This window comes from Ensifer meliloti (assembly GCF_030064585.1).
Taxonomy (GTDB): Bacteria; Pseudomonadota; Alphaproteobacteria; order Rhizobiales; family Rhizobiaceae; genus Sinorhizobium; species Sinorhizobium meliloti.
Window position 1 is genome coordinate 598,577 of record NZ_CP120364.1, and the last position, 26,289, is coordinate 624,865.

A 26,289-nucleotide genomic window follows, 5' to 3' on the forward strand; every position below is an offset into this window, starting at 1 on the left:
ATGCGCTTTGGTTCATGCCCGCGATTTTCGGCTGGAACCGGGCCAAAGGCTGACAAGCAGCCAGCCGGCGCCGACACCGCAGCCGGCCCCCGCCATTTTGACCGCAAGGTCTATCAACCGGGCATGGCGGTCGGCGGCGAGCATCTGCGTGAGTTCCAGCCCGATTGCCGCCGCGAGCATAGCCGCCAGAACGGCGAGCACGTGCTGGGGATAGGCGATCGCGAACATGAGACCCGTCAGCCCGAATGCCCCGAACCGTTCAATCTGCACCGAGCTGCCCATGTGCGGGCGCAGATCGAGCGGAGAGAGGGTCGAATAGGCAATGACGCCAAGAAGGAGCCACGCAAGAACGGATGCGATGCGCCTGACATTCATTTCGTCACGGCCCGGTAAACGTCTAGCGTCTTCAGTGCCACGCTCGACCAGCTATAGACGGCTTCGACGCGCTCGGTCTGCGCGAGCACCTCTTGTTCGTCGGGGGGATTGGCGATCTTTTCGGCGATGGCAGAGGAAAGCGCGTCGACGTTCCCCAGCGGAAAATAATCGCCGGCGGGCAGGCCGAGCTGCCGGTTGGCAACGATGTCGCTTGCCAGAACCGGGAGGCCATGGGCCATCGCCTCCAGAAGCGCGATCGGCATGCCTTCGTGGCTCGACGGCAGCACGAAGAGCGCCGCATTGGCGAAGAGTTCCACCAGGCGATCGCCGGTCTGGAACCCCGTCAGGACGACGCCCGGCACGCGGCTGGCCAGCGCCCGTACCTCCTCTTCGTAGACGCCCGCGAATTCCGCACCGCCCGCAAGCACGAGATCGAATCCGCTATTTCCAAGTTTTGCATATGCCTGGATGAGATCGATCTGCCGCTTCTCCGGAACAAGCCGCGCCGCAAGCAGGATATAGCGCCGTCGCGTCAGACGGAATTCGCCGAGAATGCCGGTTTCGCTGCTGGAGCGCGAAACGGTGACGCCATTCGGCACCAAAGACACCGGTACGCGATAGCGTTCGCCCATCGTGTCGGCGATATCCCTGGAGATTGCGATGCGGCCTTGCGCGAGCCGCATGCCCATGCGTTCACCCGCTCGCAACATCCTTCTGGCGAAAGCCCCCCATTTCTGTCGGTCGTAGTCGTAGCCGTGGTGGGTCACGACGACGTTCAGGCGCATCAGCCGGGCGAGCGGTACCAGGAGCGCCGGGCCGACGGCGTGGATGTGCAGGATATCCGGGCGCCGCAGCGCCGCATAGCATACACCGAGGAAGGTATGGACGATGGCCTCGAGCGCCATCATACGTGGAGACCACAGGGGAGTGACGCGAATTCCATTCCAGGAATGCGGCGCAGGAACCGGAAGATAACGCCGGCGTCCGACGACCTCGACATCCCAACCATGCGCGATCAGCCTGCCTGCGAGCATCTCCACGTGCTTTTCGACGCCGCCCTGAACGTTCGGAATGCCACGAAGACCGAGCATCATTACGCGGCGGCGCTCGATCGGCAGCTCACGATAAACGCTTGCAGGCATGCTCGCGGTTGCGCCGCCCGGCATTGCCGATGCATCCGGCCCTGCCGAAGGTCGATCTCGGGAAACTCCCGATCTTCTGCTCATGGTTGTTGCGCCCCAGCGATAACCCAATTCGCATCTTTTACGAGCAGAACACTTACCATCCCGGTAAGACGGTCATTAGATTCGTAGAGGTCTGACCGAAAATCAGACGGCGATGGGCGGCGATTGCGAAATGGCCTGGACGGATGCATGCCTCCGTCATCCCTGGGATCCAGCAGCGCCGCGTCTGTGGCGGGGGAAGAGTTCTTTCAGCCCAAGGACTTGGGCTGGCTGGATTCCGGTGACGGGCACAGGAATGAGGATCGGATGAGAAGCCTCAGGCCACGCCGACCGCCCCATAAAGATCGAGCGTCCTCTCGCGGTAGGCGGCGGCGGAGAATTCGCTCGCGACCCAGGACCGGGCGGCAGCCCCCATGCGCGCGCGTTCCGCCGGCGAAAGGGCGGCCATTTCGCGCAGGGCCCTGGCGAGGTCCCCGGCGTCTCCCGGAGCCGCAAGCAGACCGGTCTCGCCTTCCTTGACCATCTCCGGAATCCCGCCGATCGCCGCGCCGATCACCGGGCGCTGGAGCGCGTAGGTTTCGAGCACGCTGATGGGGGCGTTTTCGTACCATTCCGACGGCAGCACGAGCGCGCGGGACTCGCCGATCAGCCTGTGCAGCTTCTCGCCGGAGAGATAGCCGGCGAAGGTCACGTCCGCCTTGAGCTCGGCCGCGAGGCTGCGAAGGGCCTGCTCCTCCGGACCGGTGCCGGCGATGACCAGCCGCTGGTTCGACAAAGCCGCCGCCCTGATCAGGGTCGCGAGGCCCTTTTCCGGCGCCAAGCGGCCGGCAAAGGCGAAATAATCGCCCTCCTGCCAATCACCGGAAAGAGCCGTGACATCGACGAAATTGGGGATGTGAACCATCTTCTCGCGCGGCCAGCCCCATTCGGCGAGCTTTTCCAGATAGAAGCGGCTTGGCACGACCAGCCGGTCCACCTTGTCGCGGTAGAGCCCAAGCAAGCGGTGCAGCACCGTTTCCGCGAGAACCACCGCGCTCAGGGGGGCCGAACCCTTGACGCAGCGATGGCGCAGGACATTGTAGACCCTGCCGCCGCGACAGTCCTCGCATACCCGGCCGTCCCGCAGCATCTTGTAGGAGGGGCAGGCGAGCTTCAGGTCGTGGACCGTCATCACCACCGGAATGCCAGCGGCTTTCAGGGTCGAGAAGATCGCCGGCGACAGATGATGATAGACATTGTGCGCATGGGCGACCGAAGGGCGGGCGCGGTCGATGAGCCTGCCGAGATTGCGCTGCGCCTCGAGCGAATAGATGACGCTCGCCGCCTGGACGGCCTTGCGCAGGAGACCGGTGCGGCGGCCGTATTCTATCTCCGAAATGAAATAATCCGACCAGGGCGAGGATTCGTTGAGTTCGTGCTGCATGGCGAAGGGAACAATGTCCCAGCCGATCTCACCGAACATGCTCATATGGTCGAAGAAGACCGCCTCCGCTCCGCCGCGGCGGTAGAAATAGTTGTTGATCGCAAGAAGGCGCTTCCCGGTCACCAGAGCCTCCTTACCAGCCGATCCGGTCAGCGACGTTGTCGACGGGAAGGATGCAGCATCCTTTTCCGACGGCGTAGCGGACCAGATGATCGAAGGTGTCGGGGGTACAGCCGTAGCTTGTGGGCTGCGCGGCGATATCGTGAGTGAAAAAGATCAGCCAGCCGGGACGCTCGGCGACATCGTCTATCCAGCGTGTCAGCGCGCGCGCCTCATCCTCCGGCTGGCGTATCTCGACGCCCTTGAGCATCATCGGATCGACGGCACCGCGGTTGATATCCTCGCCCCCTGCCCGGCAGGTCCGGTAGCGGCGGCGGAGCTCGGCCCGTGCCGACGGCCAGGCAGCGTTGTAGGGGAAAGCAAAATTCGATGGGGGCGGCGAGACGCCGACGCCCTTCAGGTACTCGGCATTGCGGTCGAGATCGGCGCCGAGCCCGGCAATTTCGCGCAACTTTCGGTGGGCGAAGGTGTGACAGCCGATTTCGTGTCCGCGGGCGAGCAACTCGCTGCACCCTTCGGGCGTGATCAGGCTTCGATCCGGCTCCACCTGCCCGGCAAGCCCGCCCGCTATATAGAAGGTGCCGCGGACTCCATACTTCTCGAGGATGGCTGCGCCCGCGCCAAGCGCGCTGTCGGGGACATCGTCGAAGGTGAAGGAGACGAGCGGAACCTTCGTCTCCAACTGGCGCCGGGCCCCAGCCAGCCTCCAGATCGCCCGGTTCGCCAGCCTGTCGACGAGCGGACCGAGCCCACTCAGCTTCTCAAGCATGCGCTACCCTCCCCTGACGAGCGCGTGCAGGAGCAGCCGCCAGTTCCGCGCTCGACTGCAACGACAGTCCATAAAGCGCGACCATGAATGTGAACCACAGAAGGCTCCCCCCCTCGAAGAAGAGACTTTCGAGGCCGGCGTTGAAGATCGTGTAGAGCCATATGCGGACGAACAGCCTCGTCAGATGCGAATGCTCGCGCTCCGGAGCAATGCGGGCGATCTTTCTAAGCGGCAGGAAAAGAATCCAGATCAGGGTCAGGACAAGGCCCGGGAAGCCCGTCATCAGGGCAATGTCGAGATAGGAATTGTGACCGTTGGCGGCAGCGACGGCCCAGGTCTCGACCGAGCCGCCGCTATAGACCAGTTCTTCCGTCTGCCAGAAGGCCTTGAAGCCATAGCCTGTGAGAGGCTGTTCGGCGAGCGCGCCGAAGGCGAAACGCCAGATATCGGCGCGATTGGTAAAGGTCGCATCGATGCCGAGCCCGCTGATGAAATCGCCGAGCGGGGCGAAGACGGCGGAGCCCACCGCAAAGAGATTGAAAAGACCGACGCCACCGACGGCAATCGGGATTCGAAGAAAGCGCACCTTCTCGAATATGAGCGCGAGCAGCAGAATGGCCGGCAGCATCGCGGTCGACGTTTTGCCCCCGGTGTTGACGAGGAAGACGAAAGACAGCGCGACGATGACGATCCCTGCAAACCTCGACCAGGTGTTCATGACGTAAAGGCCGATGAAGGCTGCGATCACCATGGCAGCCGCGGCGCTGTTCTTGTGGGGAAAGTGGCCGCGCCACAGGCCGGCGTTCATCGGCTCGCGCAGTTCTGACGCCTGATGGATCGCGAGCAAAGGCTTGAAGACGATGCCGTAATAGGCGACGGCGAGCATGATGAGGATGCCGATGCCGAGCATCTTGGCGAAGTGGCGTTCCGAAGCGGGCAACAACAGGTAGACGCCGGCATTGACGGTGACCATCAACGCGAGGATCGCACCCTTGATGCCGAGCATCGGATGCGCCGAAACCAGCGAAACGAAGATGAACCAGGAAAAGAGGATCGCCAGCAGCGCGCGCGGCTGCAGGATCGCTTCCCGCAAAGGGTGCACCAGGCCGTAGCCGAGCATGCCGGTGAAAAGCAGGAGCGAGATGATCTGGTTCAGCCGGTTGGAATTGCCGGCGGAAGGGTCCAGCACCGCCTCGCCCGTCAGATCCACGAAGGGATTGATGGAGATCCAGAAGAACAGGAAGATCGCCATGAAGAGCACGGTGCCGACACGCGCCTTCACCGCATTCGTCGGCTCGACCTCTCCGTAGCCCGCGCGATCCATCTCCCGGGCTCCTCAGGCGGCCACGTGGGTCTTGCCGCGAAGGAATTTCCAGAGGCCGAGGGCAAGTGCCGCGGCGATGCCGATTGCGAGACCCAGAAGGGCGCCGCCGATCAGCAGGATCAAGGTACGCGGGGGCCAGCTTCGCGCATTGGGCGGCAGGGCACGCGAGATGACGCGAATGTTCGTGGTGTCGATCTGCTGGCGTTCGGTGATCTGCTGCGCGCGTGCCAGATGGGTTTCGTAGATCGCCGCCTTGCTGCGCGCGTCGCGTTCGAGGTCACGAAGCTGCACCTGGGCCTGGTTATCGGTGAAGACGTTCGACTTTTCGTCATCCGCCTTGCCGCGGAGCGCATCGAGCGCCTTTTGCTCCCGGTCGAAGTCGGCCTTCGCGCGCTCCAGAATGCGGCGGGCTTCATCCTTCATCGCGGCTTCCAGCGTCGTGCGCTCCGAGCGCGCGGCAACGAGCCGCGGATGTCGCTCGCCATAAGTAAGCTGCATGGAGCCGATCTGCTGCTGCAAGGCGTTATACTGCTGGCGCAGATTGGTCATGTTCGCCGACTCGAACACCGAGGCGCTGGCGGTCTGACCCTCGGCAACAGCCGCGCTCATCTGCCTGTAACGCGTTTCCGCCTGAATGAAGCGCTGCTGACCGTCGAGGACCTGTGTGTTGAGCTCGCTCGAAAGCTGGTTGCTGACGAGCTCGCCATTGGTGGATTGCAGACCGTTGTCGCGCCGGAAATCCTCGACCCTCTTCTCCGCTTCGGTGACGTTGCGGCGCAGCTCATCGAGTCGTTCATTCAGGTTCTGCGCCACCCGGCCGGCGCTCTCGGCGGCCGACTGGAAGAGCTCCGCCTCGAAAGCCTCGACGATCGCGTCCGAGAGGGCAATGGCCTTGGCCGGTTCCTCGCTCCACACCTTCAGGATCACGACGAAGGAGCGTTCCTCCCGGCGCGCCTCGACCCTCTCGGACAAGGCGCGCATGGCCGCCAATTCCTTGTCCGCCTTGGCGTCCCGCGGGGCGATAAGCGTCTTCAGCCAGTCGAGCAATGTCGGCCTGACGAATTCGGGGTCGTCCGCAAGCCGCATCTCGTCGATGACGCGTTGGAGGACGTTGCGCGAGGTCAGTATCCGGAGCTTGCTTTCGACTTCCAGCAATTGCGCGTCGCGCTGCGGATTGGTCGTAAAGACGTCGTCGCTGACGACGTTGAGATTGGAAGGGTCCACGACGAGATCGGTATAGACCGTGTATCGCGGCGTCGCCGTCACGGCATAGGCGAAGGCGGCGGCAACCGCGAGGACGAGCGCGAGCACGATCCAGCGGGCGCCGTTGCGCAGCCACGCGATGAGGTCATTGACCCCGATGCTGCCCAGGAGGTGGAGTTGCGGGAAGAAATCCGCGACGGGGGAAGGCTGCTTCTCAAGAGCGCGCGCCTGATGGGCGGGGACGGGAATATCCACCACGCGGGCGGAGGTGCCATCCTCCGCTTCGGCGGGAGCCTCCTCGTTAGCGGCGGACTCTTCCGTTACCGCGGGCACGAGGTCGAGCAACGACCCTCCGCCCGAGCGAAGGCGCTGATGTGGCCTTTCAAGGCGTAATCCCATTCCCTCGGGCTCGCTGCGCCGATACATCCGCTTTCCCAATCCCCTTGGAGCCACCAAGGTGCTTATTGCCGCATAAGCAATTCCCCATGCAGATTTAGGGCCTGCAGGGTGAATATTCGGTTAAACGGAAGTGTTCGGGCGGTAACCTTTGGGCAGACCAGCTGGCGTAGGCATCCTCACGCGTCTGGCTGCTGGCGCATTCAAAGCATATCCGCTACGCACCGGATTTCTCCGAGTGGGGATCGTATTGTCCCGACGATTCCCAGGCTGTGGGAGTGCAAAGTGCCAAAGCGGGGGCTTGCTTATCCCACATATCTCGGTGGAGAGCCGCTCTTAGAGGTCGACCAGTTTCTGAACAGCCTCGTCTACGCGGGCTCTGTCACCCGGTCCAAGCGGCAAGATCGGCCGCGGGGGCAATGCCTGAAAGAGGTTCAGGACGCTCCCGATGGCGTACATCACGCGGAAACTGCCGAACTCCTTGAACAGGGCCCATAGCGGTTGGAATGCCATGTCGATCCGGTGCGCTTCCGCGCGATCGCCCGCTTTTGCCGCCCGGGCGAGTTTCGATGCGGGAACAGGCAAGAGACCGCCGACGACGCTGAACCACGCATCGGCACCCGACAGGAGCGCATCTGCTGCGCCCCAATCGCCGCTGTAGCCGATAGCGAAAGCTGCAGACGTGTTCGCCCGCAGTCGAGCGATCTCACCCCCGAAATCGCCGTCGGCGGGCAACGGCATCTTCACCGCGGCAATATTCGGCACCTGCGAGAGCCGTACGATCAGTTCCTCGCTGAAGACGAACCTGGTCGTGCCCGGATTATTGTAGATGCAGAGCGGCAAGTCGGAAGCGCCGGCAACGGCAACAAAATGCTGATAAGCCTCCTCCTCGGTCAGAGGCGTGTAGGATACGGGAGCCAGGAGGAGTCCGTCGGCCCCGGCTTCCTTCGCGTCGCGCGCGAGCGCCTGAGCCTCGTCGGTCCTGAGTGCGCCGACACCGACGATGAGGGGAACTCTGCCTCCCACGCATTCGACAGCGATCTCCACTGCCCGTCGCCGTTCACCGCGCGAGAGAAATGCGTAAGCCCCTGTGCTGCCGAGCAATCCAATCGAGTCCACGCGTGCTACGCGGATACGCTCGAGCAGTCGCGACAGCGCCTCTTCGGAGATCTTGCCGTCCACATCGGCGGGTGTGGGCGGGAACGCTGACAGGCCTTCAAACAGAACAGCGGGTGCCATCGTCATTTCCCATCGACTGCGTCAGAACAGGCCTCGCTCATACAATCGCGACTGAACGACGGCAAGACATGCAATCAAAAATCCGTCGGCAGCCGGCTCCAGATCTCTCGCAGGCGTGCCTTGCCGCCGCTGCAGTCAACGATAAAATTGCCATCAATGAGGAAAGGAAGCCGCATGGCGAGCATGACGATCCGCAACCTCGATGACGGGCTTAAGAAGCGTCTGCGCATTCGTGCCGCCGCGCATGGGCGTTCAATGGAGGACGAAGCGCGGGACATCCTTCGCGCCGCGCTTTCGACAGGCGAAAACCGACCGGCCAATCTCGCGGCAGCAATCCGCTCCCGCATCGTGCCGCTCGGAGGCGTTGAGCTTGAGCTACCCCCTCGCGAGGCCATCCGCGACCTACCGGATTTCTCCGGGTGATCATTCTCGACACCAATGTTCTGTCGGAGCTGCTTGCCCCGGCGCCTTCCGTCGCGGTAGAGACCTCGCTTGCCGAACAACAACCGGCGACTGTATTTACCAGGACGGTAACGGGAACCTGAACTTCTCTACGGTTCGACGCGCAGATTGGCGCGATCGCATGGTCTCGCGGCGCCTCCGTGGCAACCCGCAAGGTCGCGGATTTTGCTGACGCCGGGGTAATTGTCATCAATCCCTGGGATCATCGGCCCTGAAATTTCTACGCCCGTTTAAAAGTCTGTCAGTAGCCGGCTCCAGGTCTCGGAGGCGAGGCCGCCGATATAGATGTCGTTGCGCTCTGCCGCTTCCTTGAGGTCCGCATGGCGGGTCACCATGCAGAAGTAGCCGCGGTGCCGGAATGACAGCCATCGCTGGCGCGATATCGCGTTCATCAGGAACGGCTGTGCCATGCCGACCGCCACGGCATAGCCTTCCGCATCGAGCCGCGCGAACATTGCCGCGGCGACGTCGCGTTCGCGCCCCCCTTCGCAGACGAGATTGAGCACCGTGGCCACCGCACCTTGCTTGCCGAAAGAAAGAAAGGCGCCGATCGTGCGGCCGTCCGCCAGAACGACTTTCCTGCATTGGAGCGTCCCGAGGCTCCGGTTCATCGAAGCGACGCCCACGAGCCAATCGAATTCGGCTCGCGACCAGGCCGGGCGGATCGCAAAGCGTTCCAGCATCGGGCTCGCGCATTCGAGGAACTCCTCGACGCCCGCTGCCTCGATCCTGCATTCGCCCTCCGCCTTCGGCCGCATAGAGGGCCGCAACCGGCGCAGTGCACGGTCAATCAGCCTGAGGGCGCCTACGAGTACACGCGAGCGCGCTATCGGGAAGTGACTGCCCGCAAGAATCGCCGCAGCGGTCAGCGGCAGAAACGAACGCTGCCATTCGAGGCTCTGGATCGGCAGGACGATGCCACCTCCCGCAACCCAATGGTCGGCGCTGACCGGCGACGCATTGTCGGAAAAGCACATGTCCTGGCGAGCCGCCCGCATGGTGCGCGCAAGACGCGCCGCTCCAACGGCTCCTGCTTTACCATCCGCCATGAAGGCACAGAGAAGACGGGCCATGATCGGGCGGCCATTGACCATGAACGCCATCGGCACCGCGAGTATTGCGCTGTCTATGCCGGTCGCACCGTTCTCGTGCACGACGCTGCCGAGTTCGGGAGAATAGTGGGGGCTGCCGAAGAAGACGGTCTCGAGATAACGTCCAAGGTCATTCTCGGGCGCGTGGTCCTGCCTTCGGAAAATCCTGTTGAACAGCCGTCCGACCGCCGGAATGTCGCCGGGCGCCATGGCGCGCGTACCGCGGCGCTGCCCTGCACCGACCGGCACGCTCTCGAATACGCGAATTTCATCCACCTCCATCGTCATATGGCGCCCGCTCCAAAGGCGAGCGCAGCCTGGCGGCGATCGCGCCGCACCAAGTGCAGGAGCACGCTCCATGAGGCGACCACCATCGTGATTTCGATTGCGTAGAAGGACAGGAAAGTTCCCATCGGCGGGGCGTACCAGCTTGCCCATGCGGCAAGGCCGGCGCCGGCGATGCTACCGAGCCCCATGACGGTCGCACGGGCGGCGTGTGCGCCGGAGGCGCCGAGTGCCTCGACCGCGACGGACCACATCGCGAGCGGCACCACGACCCAGCAGAGGCTTCTGACGAAGCCGACCAGCGAGAGATAGTCCTTGCCGAAGAGGTAGGGCAGGACCGGCGCCAGAACGAAGACCGTGACGGCCGCAGCGAGGCTGATGACGATTGCGGCAGCGAGCACCCGGCGCACCCGCTGGAGGGCGTGGTGAAGCCCCGCCGCCGTCGCCCTCGCCGAACCCGGGTAGATAAGCCGGTTGAGCGCTTCCACCGAAAGATAGCTGCTCTCAAGCATGCGGCGAGCGACACTGTAGCTTGCGACGACCTCGGCGGTGGTGACGAGGCTCAGGACAAGCAGGTCGGCATTCTGGCGCAGCGCACGCAGGATGAAGGGAATGCTGAAGTAAAGGCCTTGCGGGAGTTCCTCCCGCACGATGCGGTAGCGCGGCGCACCAAGTCCGCGGATTGCCCGCATACACAAGAGCGCCACGAGGACATGGCACAGAAACTGCCACACCGCCCAGGATGCGACGCTGGTGACGCCGAAGGCGATGCAGGCGAGTGCCGCCGCAACCGTGCGCGCCGCCGCAAAACCGACGACGACCTTGTTCGCGGAGGCAAAATTCGTGTGAGCGATAAAGATCTGCTCGGTGAGCACGATGCCCCGGACCAGCAGGATATTGGTGACGAGCATCAGCGTGATCACGGCGACGTTCGTCACGGGGTCCGGCGAAATGGTGAAGAAGAACGGCAGGACCACCGCTCCCAACAGGACCAGAGCTGCCCCACTCGCCGCCGTCAGGATGAGATTGTGTCCGAGCATCTGCGGGTAGATCGCGCGGTCGCGCGCGACCCGGCGCACCAGGCATTCCATCGCCCCGAGCCCGCAGAGATGGACGGCGATGTTGGCGACCGCAGTAATTGCGACGAAAACGCTGAACTCGCGGACGCCGAGCCAGCGGGCAAGGATGGCAAAGGTAAGGAGTTGCGCCGCCGAACCGAGAACCAGACTGCCGCCGGAGGCGAGATAGGACATGACCATCGGCAGGAATGGTCTGTCACCGCGCTGTTCCGTTACACCTTCCGAGGCCATCCGTTCTGCCTTGACAATCCGACTTAAGGGCCGGCACCGGGCCGCGACCCGCACCTCGCCGATTGAGGCGCACACTAGCGAGGATAAGTGATTGGCCGGTTAACATAAGCTTTGTGACGCCATGTGTTATCGGACGCCTTGCATTTCAGCTTCCGTTTACCTGCACGCGCTAGTGTGCGCCGGACGACATCCAATCCGATAACCGAAGGAGCCTTCGTGCTGCAGGGCGACAATCATCTTGACGGCCGGACCGAGGGTCGCGCGCCGCGGCTCGTACGATTCATGGGCGTCGACCTCGAACTCGCACCGGACGTGCTCGTGCCGAGGGAGGAGACGGAACTCCTTGGGCGGAACGCCGCAGCGATCCTGACCGGGTGCGCCGGATCGGCGACCGTGATTGACATGTGCTGCGGATCCGGCAATCTCGCTCTGGGGATCGCCGAGGAGGTACCGCTTGCGCGTGTCTGGGGTGCCGACCTCACCGACAGCACGGTCGCGCTTGCGCGGCGCAACGTCGATCGCCTCTCGCTTGGCGACCGCGTCGTCATCCGGCAGGGCGACCTGTTCGCCGCCCTCGCCGGAGAAGACCTCGAGGGCGCCGTCGACATGATCGTCTGCAACCCGCCATATATCTCGACATCCCGCCTCGAAGGCGACAGCGCGCATCTTCTCGCGAGCGAGCCGCGGGAGGCGTTCGACGGCGGCCCCTACGGCATATCCATCCATCAGCGGCTGATCCGCGAGGCCGTCGCCTTCCTCAAGCCGGGCGGCTGGCTTCTCTTCGAGTTCGGAGAGGGACAGGATCGCCAGGCCACGGCGCTTCTCGCCCGAACGAAGGCGTATGAGGCAGTGACATTCGCGGAGGACTCGGCCGGAAAGCCGCGGGTCGCACTCGCGCGCAGGCTGGGAGGTGCAGCGGCAACCGCCGCGGCTGACGGGGCAAGCAGATGAGCGACATCCGTTCGCTCGCAGTCGAGGATATCCCGGCTGTCGCGCGGCTCTTCCAGAAGGTTTTCCGCAACAGCGCGGAGGAGCCGCCGCCTGCGTTCATCGAATATCTTCGGCAACTCTATATCGATGCCCCGGGCAACGACCCGGAAATCCGCCCGCTCGTGTACAGCAACGATGACGGCCGGATTTCCGGCTTCGTCGGAGCGAACACTCTGGCCATGACGTATCGCGGCAGGCCATTGCGCGCCGCCATCTGCGGCTCGCTGATGGTCGAAGGTCACGAAAGCGATCCGATGGCCGGCGCGCGGCTGCTGAAAGCGTTCCTTGCAGGACCGCAGGACCTTTCCTTCAGCGAAACGGCCAGCGAAATTTCGACGCAGATGTGGACGAAGCTGCGTGGCGTCGTGCTGCCGCAATACAGCCTCGACTGGATACGCGTCGTCCGGCCCGCATCCTTCGGCCTCGATCTCGTCGCGAGCCGGTTCGGCCCTGCTCGCGCGCTCGGCCCGCTGGCTCATGCGTTCGACCGCCGTTATCGCGGCAAGTTGCGACGCGGCGAGTTGCGCTGGTCGGGCGTGCCCGACGCCGCCACCACCCAGGGTCCGCTGCAGGTCGCCGACCTCGACCGGCATGGCTTCGCCGAGCTCTTCGAACCCTTGACCCGGCAGTTTGCCGTGCAGCCGGCCTGGGCCGAGGGCCAGCTAGACCATATCCTCGAAGACGCGGAGAAGAAGCCGGAATTCGGCGAGCCGGTGCTTGCGGCCGTGAGGACGCGAAGTGGTGCGCCCGTCGGAGCGTTTTTCTACCACCTGCAGCCCGGCGGAACTGCCAGGGTTCTCCAGGTCCTCGCCCTGCCGGGACAGGCCGGGCCGATCCTTGACTGCCTGATAGAGCACGCCGCCGCGCGCGGCGCCGCTGCCGTTCGCGGTCGAACCCAGCCGGCACTGCTGGAGGCCATGATGGGCCGCCGTATCGGCTTCGTCCATGCCGCCTCGACCGTCGTCCACTCCCGCGAGGAGGAGCTCGTCGACGCCTTCCGTCACGCACAGGGTTTCATCAACGGGCTGGCGGGGGAACACTGGAGCCGGCTGATCGGCGGGACTTTCAACCGGATCTAGAGCACTTCCACGAATGTGCATGGCGGCCTTGCGTCCGGGAATGCGTCGTTCGCAATGCACTAGATCACGATGACTTTAGGCCGGCTCGACCTAAAATCATCGACGTGATCCGTTCTGGCGCTTGCGCGTATGTAAGCCATCTTGCCGATGGCACCGCAGAGGAAACGTATCGAAGGACTGCAATCTCTCCTCCTTCCTCATCCCTGTGTTTGTCACAGGGTTCCAGCAGCGCCGCGTCTGCGGCGCGGGGAAGAGTTCTTCCAGCCCAATGACATGGGCTGGCTGGATTCCCGTGACGAGCACAGGAATGCGGAGATCAAATAGGCCGCGGGATATCCCGAAACTTAGCAGGCTCTAGACTTGAAGCTGCTCGGCAAGCGGCTTTTGATAGACGACGATCGGGGCGTGGTAGGGTACACGCTTGTAAAGATCGATGACGTCCTGGTTCACCAGCCGAACGCACCCCGACGAGACTGCCTTGCCGATCGATTTCCACTCCGGCGTGCCGTGCAGACGGTACAGTGTGTCCTGCCCGTCCTGGAAGATGTACAGCGCGCGGGCACCCAAGGGATTGTCGATGCCGGGGGCCATGCCGCCATTCGCGACGGAGTATTTTTCGAGTTCCGGCCGGCGGGCGATCATATCGGCCGGGGGCTTCCACCGAGGCCAGGGCTGGCGCCAGTGTATGATCCCTTCGCCCTCCCAGGCGAAGCCCTCGCGCCCAATGCCGACGCCGTAGCGCATTGCCGTTCCGCCAGGCTCGATGAGGTAAAGGAACCGCCCGGGCGTGTCGACGACCACCGTCCCCGCCGGTTCGCCGGTGGGGTCCGGCACCCGCTGGCGAAAGTATTTCGGATCCATCTCCCTATAGGGGACTGCCGGAATAAAATGTCCGCCATCTTCGACGGCAGCATATCTGGCTTCCAGTTCGGCATCGCTCGCCAGCCCGATCGGGCGGCTCACCGGACGCGGCACGGGAGCGCGCTCGGTCTGCGGCGCAGAGGTCGAGCACCCCGCGACGGCTGCTGTTGCGGAGATCGCTCCCAGAAGAAGCGTTCGTCTTTGTAGTTGGATTTTGTTAAACATCTCAAGCAGGTACGAAGAGAGAAACGGGGGTCGCGTGTAGACGTGTAGCCGACTCGCGTGGATTGCCAAACTCACGGCCAATCACATATTCGATATCTGCAACCCGTTCTAACTCTTGGAATCGATCACGTTCATGCTTTTCGGTCGACCCGACCAAAAAGCTTCGTGATCTAGGAATGCAGCTGGCGCGATCCCGAAGATCTGGGTATGGCGGCCGGCAGCGGCGCCGGCTGGCCACAATAGACGGGGTACAGCGTCGGCTCGGACAGAAGGAAGCCCTGCACATGCGTTGCGCCGGCCTTTTTGACGGCTTCGAGCTGTCCGTAGGTCTCGATGCCCTCGACGATCACCGTCGGCGCAACGCAGGAAGCGAGCCCTACCAAATGATGGAGGAACCCCTTGCCCTTGCCCACACCCTGGCCGCGGCCGATGAAGAAGGCGTCCAGTTTCACGATGTCGACGGGAACGGACAACAGCGATTCCGGCGTCGAGTGACCCGTTCCGAAACTGTCCAGGGCGATTCTGTAGCCCAGTGCGCGTGCGCCCTCGATGAATTCCGCCGCCATCGGCAGAGTGGCCAGCGGTAGGCACTCCGTTATTTCGAGAACCAGGCGCGAGGCCATTTCCCGATTTCGCGAAAGCAGGTCGTAAAGTTCCGACCAGGTGTTCTCGTCGAAAATATTGCCGGCCGAGACATCGCAACCCAACACGCCTGACGGGTTGCAGTCAAGCCACTCGAATGCGAGACCGACCATGTATCGATCGAATGACGCAACACGTCCCGACGCTTCGAGAAAAGCAGTGAATTCCTCGCTCGTCCTGACCGCTCCGTCACGTTCTACGAGTCTGCCGAGGCATTCCGAATAGAGCACCTCGCCCGTGTCGTGGACCGCATTGACCTGCTGCAGGGAAAAGCCTATTCGCCCCTCCCTCATCGCTTGGGTCACGGCGCCGACGACACGGTCGAATCTTCTCAGATGTTCCATCCGGCGACGCGCCTCGTTCGGTCAGTTTTCGATAGCGATGTCCCCATCGGGCGTCGTGTCGAGAAGATGCTCGCGAATATCGTCTATCTTCCCGACGGAGGTTCCGACGCCGAGCGTTTCCTTGACATCCTCCAGTGTTGCGTCCGTCACTTCGCCGCCATTCGTGAAGCTTGCAATCGCCTCGCGCAGCGCTTCATCGCTGAGAGCCGGATCGGTCGGGATGACGTCCGAGCCGAATTCGGCCTCGAACTCGGCATATGCGATCGCATAGGCGGAGATTGCCGCCATCCGCGGGTCGTTCGAGTTCAGGTAGGCGTGATAGTTCCGGCCGAGCGAGCTCAGCTTTGCCGTTTCGGCCTGCGGATTTTTAGGCTTCGGCGTCGGGACAGCCGTTTTCGTGGCCCTGGCCTTGACTGTCTTGCCGGATCTGCCGGTGGCCGCTCGTTCGGACTTCCTGCCGTGCTTGAACAGGTCCTGGAGGAAACGCGGCGTGCCCGCGCGTTCGCCGCCCGATCTGCCCGAATCGGATCGAGCCTTCGCATGGCTTCCGCTATTGCCGTGGCTTCCGCTCTTGCCGTGGCCGCCGCCATTGCCGCCACCATTGCCGTTGCCGCCACCACCATTGCCGCCGCCGTTGCCCCCACCGTTGCCGCCCTTGGCGAAGGCGATGTCCGACATGCCGGGCGCAATGCCCGCCAGGGGCGCACCTGAGAGTGCCAGCGCAATAAGACCTCGTCCGACGAATTTGGAAACAGGCATGAGGGCCTCCTATCGAATGTCGCGGCCGTTCTTGCACCGGCCGGTTTTCTGCTTCAATTGACTAAGCGATAGCGTGCAACTGGCGCGGGTTCCACCGCCGCCGGACCAATGCGCCGGTTGATAGGACTTAGGTCCGTGGGCACGGTCGTCAAAAGTCCCAAGATGCGCTATGACCAAGGGGTAAGGGATGGCGCGCGTTGACCGGCCGGCCGGAAATGATAATTTGGCGGTTGCAAAAGAATGCAGCAGTGCCGGCGACGAATTGAGCGGGCCATCGTGAGATTTCTCGTGCACGTCGACGACCTCATCAGACGGTGGAACTCTCAGCCGCTGGCAAAGCAGTTCCTCATTATCGGTGGCTCGGTAGCCGCTGCGGCGATGCTCGTCGTCGGTGCCTTCGTGACGAGCCTTATAGAGGAAGCCGTGACGCGCAACTCCGCGGCAACCACGGCGCTCTATGTCGACAGCGTGATTGCGCCGCTCCTGCCCGACATGCAAACGACGCAGGTGCTCGACGACTCGGTGGCACGGGCGCTTGACGAAACGCTTGGGCAGGGCGCTTTGGGCGACCGGCTCGCGTCGTTCCGACTTTGGCGGGCCGACGGCACCGTTCTCTATTCAAGCGAAAAGGCCATGGTTGGTCGGAAGTACGAGCTGGGTCCGGAGCTGACGGCAGCATTCGACGGCGGCATGGTCGCTCGTTTCATGCCTCTCGACGAGGCCGACGGCGAGACGGAGCGCCTTTCGAAAAGTCCTCTCCTGGAGATCTACAATCCCCTTCTCCAACCCTGGTCCGGCGAGGTGGTCGCCGTCTCGGAATTCCACGAGATTGCCGATGAGTTCGAGCAGAGCCTCAATCGGGCGCGGCTTCACACGTGGATCGCCGTTGCCGGCTTCACGCTCGCCTTCTTCGTCGCGCTTTCGGCCATCGTCCTGCGCGGCAGCAGAACGATCGAGAAACAGCGCCATGCGCTCGGGCAGCGCGTCGATGAGCTTTCGGCGCTGCTTGCGCAGAACGAGGCACTGCGCGCGCGCCTGCGCCAGGCCTCCCAGCGTGCGACGGCGCTGAACGAAACCCTGTTGCGGCGGATCGGCGCCGACCTCCATGACGGACCGGCGCAGCTCGTGGCTTATGCTTCGCTTCGGCTGGACAGCAACAAGCTTGTCAGCCCCTCGACCCCCGCCGAACTGCGCGAGCGTGAGATCGCCGCCATCAAGGGCAGCCTCGACGAGGCGATGAACGAGATCAGGACGCTGTGCAACGGTCTGGTGCTGCCGCAGATAGAGACCGCCAGCCTGAGGGAGATTCTGGAGCGTTGCGTTCGGGCCCATGAACAACGAACGGGAACGGCCGTGGACTTGTCGATGAGCGGCCCGCCCGAGCGCCTTTCCGCATCGGCGAAGATCTGCGTATACCGTTTCGTGCAGGAAGCACTTAACAACGCCTTTCGTCACGGTGGCGGCATTGCTCAGCGCGTGACGCAGAACACGAACGGTGACAAGATTACCGTCGAGGTTGCAGATGGCGGTCCGGGCTTCGACCTAAGCGAAGTGCGACCGACGAGCCTCGGCCTCGCGGGTCTTAAAGGCCGGGTCGAGAGCCTCGGCGGAACATTCGAGATCAACCCCAACGCGCCCGGCACCATCGTCCGGATGTCGCTTGGCCTCGAGGAAATGGAGCAGGCATGATGACGGGAATTCGAGTAGCCGTGGTCGATGATCACCCTCTGTTCAGGGAGGGTGTGACGCGGAGCCTGTCGGAGATCGACGGGTTCGAGATCGTCGCGGAAGGCGGGTCGCGGGACGAAGCGGTCGCGATTGCGCAAACCATCAACCCTGACGTCATGCTGCTCGACATCTCCATGCCGGGCGGCGGGCTGAACGCCATTCCGGCGATCTTGAGCGTTGCGCCCTCGCAGAAGATCGTCATGCTGACCGTTTCCGAGGCGAATGACGACGTCGCGGCAGCCCTGAAGGAGGGCGCGAAGGGTTACATTCTCAAGGGGATCGGCGCGAGGGCGCTGGCGGAAGTCATTCGCACCGTCGCCTCAGGCGAGAGCTATGTCGCCCCCACCCTTTCCGCCAAGCTGCTGACGGGGCAGCTGGCCAATTCTGCACCGGCCAAGTCCAACCTCGTTGCCGAGCTGACGCGGCGCGAACAGGAGGTCCTGCACCTCGTCGCCTCGGGAATGAGCAACAAGCAGATTGCCCGAAAGCTCGATCTGCACGAGAAAACGGTGAAACATCACATGACGCAGATCATGGCGAAGCTCGACGTCGCCAACCGGACGGAGGCGGCCATGGTGCTGCGCGACGCGCTCGACTGGCGTCCGGTCAGTCAATGAAGGACAGAAGCCGTCTCCGGTCGGCCGACGTTGCCCGCCGGTTGACGATCGTGCGCCCGCGCGAATCCCTCATGATGTAACGGGCGCCTTCGATCACTTCGCTGATGCCGTCCCGGTGACGTACGCGCAGGATGGCGCCGCCGTCTTCCACGGACGTCGCTGCTTTTCCGCTTGCCCGGCCGGAATTCGAATTGCCGCCGCCTTTGCCGTTCGAGCCGCCGCCCCTGCCATTCCCGTTTCCGCCGCCGCCACCGTTTCCGCCGCCTCGTCCGCCGCCGCCGCCGCCACCGCCGCGTCCGCCGCCGCGCCCGCCGCCGCTACCGCCTCCCTTGGCGAGAGCGGATTGCGGTTCCAGTTCGATGCCTGAGCCCGACAGCGCGATTTTGTAAGGCGATACGGCGACGGGAAGGCCGACCGAAACCCAGCACAGTGCTGCGAGAAAGTTTCGACGCGTGACCATCACGCTCCTCCTGAAGAGTTTCACCGGCCTGCGCCTGCTCGCGGTCTCGCGAATGCATTGACGCTATCACCGATCGTCGGCATCGCCGCCGACGCGACAACAGTCCACCGGGAAAGCCTGACATTCGCTTTCGCCGGCTGTTGCGCCATCTTTGTTCACGGTCTGGTCAGTGCGTCAACTGCAATCGGGGTGTTTCAGACGTTTCGCTTTCACCAGTCGGACGATCGTCCGATGCGATTCGGACCAAAGTCCGACGATGGGCGCGGCGGCCAGGCGAAGGCGGCACTGCAGCCTCCCGAATGAGAGGCTGCAGGAAAGGGATATCTATCCGGTTGCCATTGCGCAACCTGCCGGGCCACGATGGTGCTGCGGTCCGGCGACGCGGCCGGCTCAGGCCGCCCGCACGCCCGCCTTCATCGGGATCTCGATGTCGACTTCGAGCGTGGTGACGTGCTCGCCGCGTTCCATCGTGACGTTGACCTTGTCGCGGTCGACCTGGACATGCTTGGCGATGACGGCGAGAATTTCTTCCCGAAGCACCGCCACGAGATCCGACTGGCCGACCGACGCGCGCTCATGCGCCAGCAGCACCTGCAGGCGCTCGCGGGCCGTCGGCGCCGAGGTCTGCTTGCTGAAGAAACGGAAAATGCTCATGCTGCCCTCCGTCCGAATATCTTGCCCAGGAAGCCACGCTTCTCGCCAGGAATCGTCATCGGTACCGTTTCTCCCGCAAGGCGGCGCGCAGCATCCAGATAGGCACGCGCCGGAGCGCTGCTGCTGTCGGCGAGCGTCACCGGGGCACCGAGGTTGGAAGCCTTGAGAACGTCCATGCTCTCGGGAACGATGCCAATGAGCGGGATGGAGAGTATCTCGAGGACGTCATCGACCTTGAGCATGTCGCCACGCTCGGCACGGACGGCATCGTAGCGCGTCAGCAGCAGGTGCTTCTCGACCCGCTCTCCGCGCTCTGCCCTTTCGGTCTTGGCATCGAGCAGGCCGATGATGCGGTCGGAGTCGCGAACGGAGGAGACTTCCGGATTGGTGACGATGACTGCGAGGTCAGCGTGGCGCATGGCGAGCGTTGCGCCGCGCTCTATCCCGGCCGGGCTGTCGCAAATGATCCAGTCGAAGTGTTTCTTGAGTTCTTCCATCACCCGCTCGACGCCCTCGGGGGTCAGGCTGTCCTTGTCGCGGGTCTGCGATGCCGGCAGCAGGAAGAGGGTGTCGAGCCGTTTGTCGCGGATCAGCGCCTGCGGCAGCTTCGCGTCGCCCTGGATCACGTTGACGAGGTCGTAGACGACCCGGCGCTCGGCGCCCATGACGAGGTCGAGATTGCGCAGCCCGACGTCGAAATCGACGACGACCGTTTTCTCGTTGCGCTGCGCCAGCGCCGCACCCAGTGCGGCCGTTGACGTCGTCTTGCCGACGCCGCCCTTTCCAGATGTAACTACAACTACTTTCGCCATCTTCCCGCTCCTGTTGTCAGAGCGGGATGAGGAAAATTGTGAGCGGTTTTCCGCCCGCATCCCCGCTCTAATCCGATAAATCCCGCCGGCAACCGGCTCAGTTAAGTCTTTCCGCCATGATCGAATCGCCTTCCAGCCAGAGCTGGACCGACTGGCCGCGCAGATTGGGCGCCATGTCCTCGGCCGTCTTGTAGACGCCGTCGATTGCCAGCAATTCCGCTTCGAGCCGGCGGCAGAAGATGCGCGCAGACGCGTTTCCGACCGATCCTGCCAGCGCCCGCCCTCGGAGCGTCCCGTAGATATGGACCGAACCTCCTGCGACGATCTCCGCGCCGGATGCGACGGAGCCGACCACCGTCACGTCGCCTTCCGGGAAGATGACCGACTGTCCGGACCGAACCGGTTCCCGGACGATGATCGATGCCGTCGCCCGTACCGGCTGAACTTCCTCCGGCGTAACCGGCGCAGCGGCCTTTCCCTTGCCGGCCTTCGGCGGATCGGCAAGATCGACCTCGGGCACCTCGAAATCGGGCGCCGGCCGGCCGCCCTTCATGGCGGGCGGCATTCCCGGCTCGAAAAGCGAGGGACGCCCGCCTTCGATCCCCATAACCCTGACATTGCGCTGGCCGAGCTCGTCGAGCAGGCTCTTCAACTGTTTCCGGTCGATCTCGAGATCCGCCACGTCGAGCACCACCGGGCGCCCCAGGAAGAAACCCGCCGAACGCGAAGCGAGGTCATCGAGCCGGCCAAGCCACCAGTCGAGCGGCAGTTCCGGGGAAAGCACCAGCGCCAGGAAGGAGCGGCCCTTGATGCGGATCGAGCGAGCGTCTGTTAGCACTTTGGTCATCTTCGTTAATTTTTGGTTGCCAAGATGTAGGCGAGCCATGGTTAACAAATGGTTAACCGGGCCTCCTTCTTTGCCTGATCTTCGGTCCGTTTCGCCTCCGCATGACGTGGAGATTTTCGTGACGTGCGGACCATCTGTCCGCAACGAGACTCGACGGAACCGGCGACCAGTTCTAGGCAGCATGGTGACGATGGGAGCTTGCACAGGGCTGACGGCTGGGGAAAAGGGACATCAAAAAGGAGAGAGGAAGTTTCGGTTCCTCTCTCCTTTTGCAGCAGGCCGACCACTGCAGGTCAATCCGGGCGCCCTGCCTTAGCCTGAATGAAGGCGCCTATGTCCCAGATGGGAAATTCCTCCTCCGCCTCCGGAAGGCCGATATCTCGGCGCATCCGATTCGAAAGATGGGTGATCTGGTTTTGCGCCTGACGGCGCCTCCAGGCGGCTGACATCAGCGCGCGTGCGGTCTTCCAGACGCCGAATTTCCGGTAAAGTTCATCGACCGTCGCCGCGAGGGGTTCGACAACTATAGCTTGTGGTTCACGCATGACTGTCCGTCCCGGCGCAGTGACGCAGCCAGGTCCTTTCGAGGATCAAAGACGTGCGGATGCGGAACGCAAAAATGCGAACAATAGTCCCGTCAGCCGGTCACGTCAGGAAAAAGGGAAGCGCCAAATGGCGGAAATGCGGGCTTGTGAGCCTTGGATCAGTAGCGGCTGAAGCCAGATGCACGACGCATCGAGGGCATGATAGCCGTTCCGCCACAGAGGCGCACAAACACGAGATTGGAATCCATCTTACGCCTCCTCTGATTTGAATTGCGGATGAGGTGATCCTTGCACGAGACCGACCGATCGGCAAGTACTCAATTTCGAATTGCAGCCGCCGAGCGAACTCCGTTGCAGAAAAGCAACACTTTCCGATTGAAAGACCGATCTCCGCCGCGAAGGCTCAAATCGATCGAACTGCCGTGAGCGGCCCGCCGGCCGGTCGATCTACCCGGTCGGTCCGCTGCGGAGAAGCGCATCGATCTCCGCCATTGTTGCGGCCGGCAATGGCCCCGTCTGCATCGCCGCGAGATTCTCCCGGACCTGCGCCTCTGACTTGAAACCCGGTATGGGGAAGGTGCTGGGCGAACGGGCGAGAAGCCAGCCCAGCGCGCCTTGAGCCAACGTTCTGCCGCCCGTCTGGAGAAGCTCCCTGAGCTCTGCAAGGCGCCGGAGATAGTCGGCACGTGGCCGTCCGTCCTCGAAGAACCTCACCCAGTTGTGACCGGCCGCGCGCACGTCGTTGTCAGGCAGGCGCGTGTCAGGATTGAACTTGCCGGTCAGAAACCCCATCGCCAATGGCGACCGGTTCAGGCTCGCAAGATCGTTGCTCTCGCACATCGCAAGCATTTCGGGCCCGTCGGTGAAGACGTTGAGCTCCTGCTGAACTGCGACGAAATGCGGAAACTTCACCATCCGCTTCGCGCCGGCGGCGTTGTCCGTGCTCCAGCCCCAGAAACGGATGGCACCTGTCTCCGCCAGTTTTTCAAGTGTCTCGCCGGCAGCATCCGCCTGATCGTGCGACAGTTCGCCGACATGTATCTGATAGAGGTCGATATGGCCGGTGCCCAAACGCTGGAGCGACGCCGTGCAGGCCTGCTCGATATAGGAGGGGCTGACATCCGTGCCGATCAGGGCACGTTTGGCACGGTCGTAGGTATATCCGAACTTGGTTGCGACGATTGCCTCGCCTCGTCGCCCCTTCAAGGCTCGGCCAATGACCTCCTCGCTATGACCGGTTCCATAAGCGTCGGCGGTGTCGATCAGCGATGCACCCATATCGAGCCCGACATGTATTGCGCGGATTGACTGTTCGTCATCGACCTCTCCCCAGCCGTCCGCCTTCCCGTCGAGGGTGAAGAAACCTCCGATCGCCCAACAGCCGAGGCCGATCGATCCGGCGGAGAGGCCGGAGCGACCCAATGGCCTGTGCCCGATCGCTGATACGTCGTTGGCAAGCATGATCATTCTTCCCTTTGTGGAACGATGCTCGCGAACTATGCCACCGCCCAAACGGCGTCCGAAGTTCCGATTCTGCAGGGTGTTTTTCGCCGATGAAAAACCGGCCGGTGCGGTGCAATCCGGCCTCGGCCGCATCGAACCGGCAGAAAAGTCAGTCAATTCAGCTCGTATGTTATTGCTTGGCGAGACTCATGTTACGCTAACAGCGCATCTCCGGTTGAAGGCATGGCGGCCGCTTCTCTACTCGCCGTCTGCTATCAATCGAAGATGATCGTCAGCAGCGGAGAAAACACCATGAACCGCAACGTTATCATTGGCATTATCGTGCTCGCGATTATCATTCTCGCGGTCATATTCTTCATGCCAGGGACGGCTGAAACGCCCCCGGCGACTGAAACGACTCCCCCGGCGACGACGGAGCCCGCGCCCACAGAGCCGGCACCGGCACCGACGACACCTGCACCCTCTCAATAAAGCCGGCCGATCGCACGCCCCGTTTAAAGACGGGGCGTGCGATCGGATTCTTACTCGATCTCCTCGACCGGCTGCACCAGCTGCGGCCCGAGATGCAGGTAGCGCGTCGCCTTGCGCTTGGCGGCAATGTCCGCCCAGACGCGCTCGACTTGAGCCACGTCTAGATTCGTCGCGCGTCCGACCTCGTCGGCACTGAGTCCGTTGTTGAGGCCGAAGAGGCAGAGGTCCATGCGGTCATAAGGCAGGGAGAAATAGAACTCCTCCTGCGTCTGCTCGAGCGAATAGGTGTCGGTGGTCGGCGGCCGGCGCCGAATTTCCTCGGGAATTCCGAGATGTCCGGCGAGCGCATAGACTTGCGATTTGTAGAGATGGGCGATCGGCTTGACGTCCGCCGCGCCATCGCCATTCTTGACGAAGAAGCCCTGATCGTATTCCAGCCTGTTCGGCGTGCCGAGCACGGCGAAGTTCAGCCGATCGGCATGGTAATATTCAACCTGCTTGCGAGTACGCTGCTTCATGTTCGTTGCGGCGACGATGCCGAGATAGACGGAAGGCGGCATACGCAGCTTCGTCTGCTTCCCTTCGGGATCCTGCACAACGAGCGAGGAAATGTTGTAGCCGTCGCCTTCGAGCGCATTGGCGATGACGATCTTCGACGCCCAGCCCGGGCCGTAATCGGGAACGAGTTCGCGAATGAAGGCATCGCGCCGCTGATAGCAGCCCATGGCATCGAGCGTCGGTCCGATATCCTCGACCACCGCCTCGACACCGAACGTCCCGGCGACCAGCCGGCCGAGGCGCAGGCTTTCCGGATCGGAATCGTTCTCCGGCATGAAGAGGCAGAAGACGTTCTTCGCACCGACGGCGCGCACGGCCAGTGCGACCGAGACGCTCGAATCGATGCCGCCGGAAAGGCCGAGTACGAGGCCGCGTTTGCGCAGGCTGCGCAACTGGGCCCGCAATCCGGCGACTATTCGGTCGGCCTCCGCAGCTTCGTCGATTTCCAGCGTGTCGGCCGAGAAGACGAGCCTGTTCTGGTCGGGTCGGATATTCATTCTGCAGGCTCCAATGTTTCGGCCGCAAGGCGGCGGCTGACTTTTCCTGTATCCGTCTTCGGCAATTCGGTGCGGAACTCGACGATCTTCGGCACCATGAAATCCTCGAGATGGCGGCTGCAATGACGGATGATGTCCTTCTCCGTCAGCGTCGGGTCCGACAACACGACGAGGGCGCCGATCGCGGCTCCAAGCACCGGATCGGGAACACCGATGACCACGGCCTCGGCAATTCCCGGATGCGCATGCAGCACGGTCTCGACCTCCTTGGGCGCCACCTTTTCTCCGCGCGTCTTGATGATGTCGTCCTTGCGGCCGACGAAATAGAGGAAACCCTCCTCGTCGGTACGGAACAGGTCACCGGTGTGAAGCACCTTTTCCCAGGGATTAGGGCCGGGGCGGAGCATGCGCTCGGTCGCGGCGTCGTTGCGCCAGTAGCCCTGCATCACATGCGGGCCGCGAATGACCAGTTCGCCGGGTACACCGGGCGGTACGCGGTTTCCTTCGTCATCGACCACGAAGGCTTCGGTATTCGGTATGGCGATCCCGACGGAACCCGGGCGCCGGTCGAGCTCTTCCGGCGGCAGATAGGTGCAGCGCTTGCATTCCGTCAGTCCGTACATGGAATAGAGCCGGGCGCCCGGGAAAAGCTCCCTCAGGCGGGCAATATGCGCCGGCGGCAGTGCTGCCGCGGTATTGGAGAGATAACGAAGGCTCGGCAGGAAGCCGGGTTCGAGATCACGCATCTGCAGGATCATTGCCGCCATGGTCGGCACCAGCGGGAAGCCGGTAACCCTTTCGGTCCGGATGCGGTCGAAGATCGCCTGCGGGAAGGCGAATGACTTTTCGAGCACGAGCGTCGCGCCGAGCCGGACCGCCATCAGCAGCTGATAGAGTCCGTAGTCGAAGGCAAGCGGCAGCACGTTCAGGATGATGTCGTCAGGCGTGTTGCGGAGATAGGTGGTGATCGACTCGGAGGCCGCATCGATATTGCGATGCGTCATCATCACGCCCTTGGGACGGCCGGTCGAGCCGGAGGTATAGATCAGCATGCCGAGGTCGACGTCGATGCCGCCGTGGCGGACGGGGGCGGGTGCAGCCGTCAGGCATTCCTCGAAGGAAGCAGCACCGTCCGGGATGCGGCCGCCCGGCGCGGCGGTCGAGGCGACGAATGGCGCATGGCCCGGAGCAAGCGCCAGCGCCTCGGCAACCACCGGCATCAGCTTGGCCTGCGTCAGGATCGCCGCCGCCTCGCAGTCGGCGACGATGTAGGCAAGCTTGTCAGCCTTGGTCGAAGCGTTGATCGGGCTGAAGGTCGCTCCGGCCTTGAGAATCGCGAAAATCGCGGCGGCCGCCTCCCAGCAATTGTCCATGAAGACCAGAACCCGATCGTTCCGCTTCACGCCATTTTCGGCAAGAGCGGCGGCGAGGCGGGTCGAAAGATCGTCGAGTTCGGCATAGCCGAGCCGCCGGCGATCGGTGACCAGCGCCGTCTTTGCCCCGTTGGCCGCGGCGTTCCTGATGAGGAATTGCTCGAACCGCATGATGGTGATAC

26 protein-coding genes and 1 pseudogene are annotated in these 26,289 nt (G+C 63.2%); 7 read left to right on the plus strand and 20 right to left on the minus strand.

The window, feature by feature from the left end; genetic code table 11:
* Window positions 1-12: 12 nt before the first annotated feature.
* The 7 genes from PZL22_RS02710 to PZL22_RS02740 all read right to left on the minus strand — a co-directional run bounded on the left by PZL22_RS02710 (window position 13) and on the right by PZL22_RS02740 (window position 8,033).
* Window positions 13-375, minus strand: a complete 363-nt coding sequence (locus tag PZL22_RS02710; protein WP_003526320.1) for a hypothetical protein — start codon at window positions 373-375, stop codon at window positions 13-15.
* Window positions 372-1,541: a glycosyltransferase family 4 protein gene (locus PZL22_RS02715; protein ID WP_003526321.1), complete on the minus strand. Its 1,170-nt coding sequence runs from the start codon at window positions 1,539-1,541 to the stop codon at window positions 372-374. The genes PZL22_RS02710 and PZL22_RS02715 overlap by 4 nt, the downstream gene beginning before the upstream one ends.
* Before the next feature lie 334 nt (window positions 1,542-1,875).
* Window positions 1,876-3,105: a glycosyltransferase family 4 protein gene (locus PZL22_RS02720; protein WP_003526322.1), complete on the minus strand. Its 1,230-nt coding sequence runs from the start codon at window positions 3,103-3,105 to the stop codon at window positions 1,876-1,878.
* Window positions 3,106-3,115: 10 nt separating this feature from the next.
* A complete protein-coding gene (locus PZL22_RS02725; RefSeq protein WP_003526324.1) occupies window positions 3,116-3,871 on the minus strand; it encodes a polysaccharide deacetylase family protein in 756 nt (251 codons plus the stop codon).
* On the minus strand, window positions 3,864-5,195 hold the full coding sequence (locus PZL22_RS02730) for an O-antigen ligase family protein (RefSeq protein ID WP_284718451.1): 1,332 nt from the start codon (window positions 5,193-5,195) through the stop codon (window positions 3,864-3,866). The genes PZL22_RS02725 and PZL22_RS02730 overlap by 8 nt, the downstream gene beginning before the upstream one ends.
* A 12-nt stretch (window positions 5,196-5,207) precedes the next feature.
* Window positions 5,208-6,824 (minus strand): GumC family protein, encoded by a 1,617-nt coding sequence (locus PZL22_RS02735; protein WP_033048295.1) that lies wholly within the window; start codon window positions 6,822-6,824, stop codon window positions 5,208-5,210.
* Between the two features lie 306 nt (window positions 6,825-7,130).
* A complete protein-coding gene (locus PZL22_RS02740; RefSeq protein ID WP_003526330.1) occupies window positions 7,131-8,033 on the minus strand; it encodes a dihydrodipicolinate synthase family protein in 903 nt (300 codons plus the stop codon).
* A 174-nt stretch (window positions 8,034-8,207) separates the two neighbouring features.
* Between PZL22_RS02740 and PZL22_RS02745 the strand changes: the two genes are divergently transcribed.
* Window positions 8,208-8,456, plus strand: coding sequence for a FitA-like ribbon-helix-helix domain-containing protein (locus PZL22_RS02745; RefSeq protein WP_003526335.1), 249 nt, complete (start codon window positions 8,208-8,210; stop codon window positions 8,454-8,456).
* Entirely contained in the window at window positions 8,453-8,578 is a 126-nt protein-coding gene (locus tag PZL22_RS31540) for a PIN domain-containing protein (protein WP_162097991.1), read from the plus strand. The genes PZL22_RS02745 and PZL22_RS31540 overlap by 4 nt, the downstream gene beginning before the upstream one ends.
* A gap of 147 nt (window positions 8,579-8,725) precedes the next feature.
* On the opposite strand, the gene PZL22_RS02755 is transcribed toward PZL22_RS31540, so the two are convergent.
* Window positions 8,726-9,874, minus strand: coding sequence for a hypothetical protein (locus tag PZL22_RS02755; RefSeq protein WP_003526336.1), 1,149 nt, complete (start codon window positions 9,872-9,874; stop codon window positions 8,726-8,728).
* Window positions 9,871-11,181, minus strand: coding sequence for a lipopolysaccharide biosynthesis protein (locus tag PZL22_RS02760; protein ID WP_284718452.1), 1,311 nt, complete (start codon window positions 11,179-11,181; stop codon window positions 9,871-9,873). Before PZL22_RS02760 ends, PZL22_RS02755 begins: the two co-directional genes overlap by 4 nt.
* Before the next feature lie 123 nt (window positions 11,182-11,304).
* Here PZL22_RS02760 and PZL22_RS02765 point away from each other — a divergent pair, with 123 nt between their 5' ends.
* On the plus strand, window positions 11,305-12,132 hold the full coding sequence (locus PZL22_RS02765) for a N5-glutamine methyltransferase family protein (RefSeq protein WP_033048296.1): 828 nt from the start codon (window positions 11,305-11,307) through the stop codon (window positions 12,130-12,132).
* Window positions 12,129-13,250, plus strand: coding sequence for a GNAT family protein (locus tag PZL22_RS02770; RefSeq protein ID WP_003526339.1), 1,122 nt, complete (start codon window positions 12,129-12,131; stop codon window positions 13,248-13,250). The genes PZL22_RS02765 and PZL22_RS02770 overlap by 4 nt, the downstream gene beginning before the upstream one ends.
* A gap of 354 nt (window positions 13,251-13,604) precedes the next feature.
* On the opposite strand, the gene PZL22_RS02775 is transcribed toward PZL22_RS02770, so the two are convergent.
* The 3 genes from PZL22_RS02775 to PZL22_RS02785 all read right to left on the minus strand — a co-directional run bounded on the left by PZL22_RS02775 (window position 13,605) and on the right by PZL22_RS02785 (window position 16,081).
* A complete protein-coding gene (locus PZL22_RS02775; protein ID WP_033048297.1) occupies window positions 13,605-14,336 on the minus strand; it encodes a L,D-transpeptidase in 732 nt (243 codons plus the stop codon).
* A 170-nt stretch (window positions 14,337-14,506) separates the two neighbouring features.
* A complete protein-coding gene (locus PZL22_RS02780) occupies window positions 14,507-15,322 on the minus strand; it encodes an EAL domain-containing protein (protein WP_003526341.1) in 816 nt (271 codons plus the stop codon).
* A gap of 21 nt (window positions 15,323-15,343) precedes the next feature.
* Window positions 15,344-16,081 (minus strand): hypothetical protein, encoded by a 738-nt coding sequence (locus tag PZL22_RS02785; protein WP_003526342.1) that lies wholly within the window; start codon window positions 16,079-16,081, stop codon window positions 15,344-15,346.
* A gap of 276 nt (window positions 16,082-16,357) precedes the next feature.
* Here PZL22_RS02785 and PZL22_RS02790 point away from each other — a divergent pair, with 276 nt between their 5' ends.
* A complete protein-coding gene (locus PZL22_RS02790; RefSeq protein WP_033048308.1) occupies window positions 16,358-17,770 on the plus strand; it encodes a sensor histidine kinase in 1,413 nt (470 codons plus the stop codon).
* Entirely contained in the window at window positions 17,767-18,426 is a 660-nt protein-coding gene (locus PZL22_RS02795; RefSeq protein WP_003526345.1) for a LuxR C-terminal-related transcriptional regulator, read from the plus strand. The genes PZL22_RS02790 and PZL22_RS02795 overlap by 4 nt, the downstream gene beginning before the upstream one ends.
* Here the strand turns inward: PZL22_RS02795 and PZL22_RS02800 are convergent.
* The 6 genes and pseudogenes from PZL22_RS02800 to PZL22_RS02825 form a co-directional block, all read right to left on the minus strand.
* Complete coding sequence (locus PZL22_RS02800) at window positions 18,416-18,886, minus strand: hypothetical protein (RefSeq protein ID WP_003526347.1); 471 nt, start codon at window positions 18,884-18,886, stop codon at window positions 18,416-18,418. The two genes, PZL22_RS02795 and PZL22_RS02800, sit on opposite strands and share 11 nt — an antisense overlap.
* Window positions 18,887-19,276: 390 nt before the next feature.
* Window positions 19,277-19,540: a cell division topological specificity factor MinE gene (gene minE / locus PZL22_RS02805; protein ID WP_003526351.1), complete on the minus strand. Its 264-nt coding sequence runs from the start codon at window positions 19,538-19,540 to the stop codon at window positions 19,277-19,279.
* Entirely contained in the window at window positions 19,537-20,352 is an 816-nt protein-coding gene (gene minD / locus PZL22_RS02810) for a septum site-determining protein MinD (RefSeq protein ID WP_003526353.1), read from the minus strand. The genes minE and minD overlap by 4 nt, the downstream gene beginning before the upstream one ends.
* 97 nt (window positions 20,353-20,449) lie before the next feature.
* The gene (gene minC / locus PZL22_RS02815; RefSeq protein WP_003526355.1) at window positions 20,450-21,199 is read right to left on the minus strand and encodes a septum site-determining protein MinC; all 750 of its coding nucleotides are present in this window, start codon (window positions 21,197-21,199) and stop codon (window positions 20,450-20,452) included.
* A 293-nt stretch (window positions 21,200-21,492) separates the two neighbouring features.
* Complete coding sequence (locus PZL22_RS02820; protein ID WP_127515753.1) at window positions 21,493-21,744, minus strand: YjiS-like domain-containing protein; 252 nt, start codon at window positions 21,742-21,744, stop codon at window positions 21,493-21,495.
* Between the two features lie 403 nt (window positions 21,745-22,147).
* A pseudogene (locus PZL22_RS02825) lies at window positions 22,148-23,211 on the minus strand (aldo/keto reductase).
* Between the two features lie 219 nt (window positions 23,212-23,430).
* On the opposite strand from PZL22_RS02825, the gene PZL22_RS02830 reads away from it, so the two are divergent.
* The gene (locus PZL22_RS02830; protein WP_162097993.1) at window positions 23,431-23,679 is read left to right on the plus strand and encodes a hypothetical protein; all 249 of its coding nucleotides are present in this window, start codon (window positions 23,431-23,433) and stop codon (window positions 23,677-23,679) included.
* Window positions 23,680-23,729: 50 nt separating this feature from the next.
* Here PZL22_RS02830 and nadE read toward each other — a convergent pair whose 3' ends face one another.
* Both nadE and PZL22_RS02840 read right to left on the minus strand, forming a co-directional pair.
* Window positions 23,730-24,734, minus strand: a complete 1,005-nt coding sequence (nadE, locus tag PZL22_RS02835; RefSeq protein ID WP_003526361.1) for an NAD(+) synthase — start codon at window positions 24,732-24,734, stop codon at window positions 23,730-23,732.
* A complete protein-coding gene (locus tag PZL22_RS02840) occupies window positions 24,731-26,278 on the minus strand; it encodes a class I adenylate-forming enzyme family protein (protein ID WP_003526362.1) in 1,548 nt (515 codons plus the stop codon). The genes nadE and PZL22_RS02840 overlap by 4 nt, the downstream gene beginning before the upstream one ends.
* Window positions 26,279-26,289: the final 11 nt, after the last annotated feature.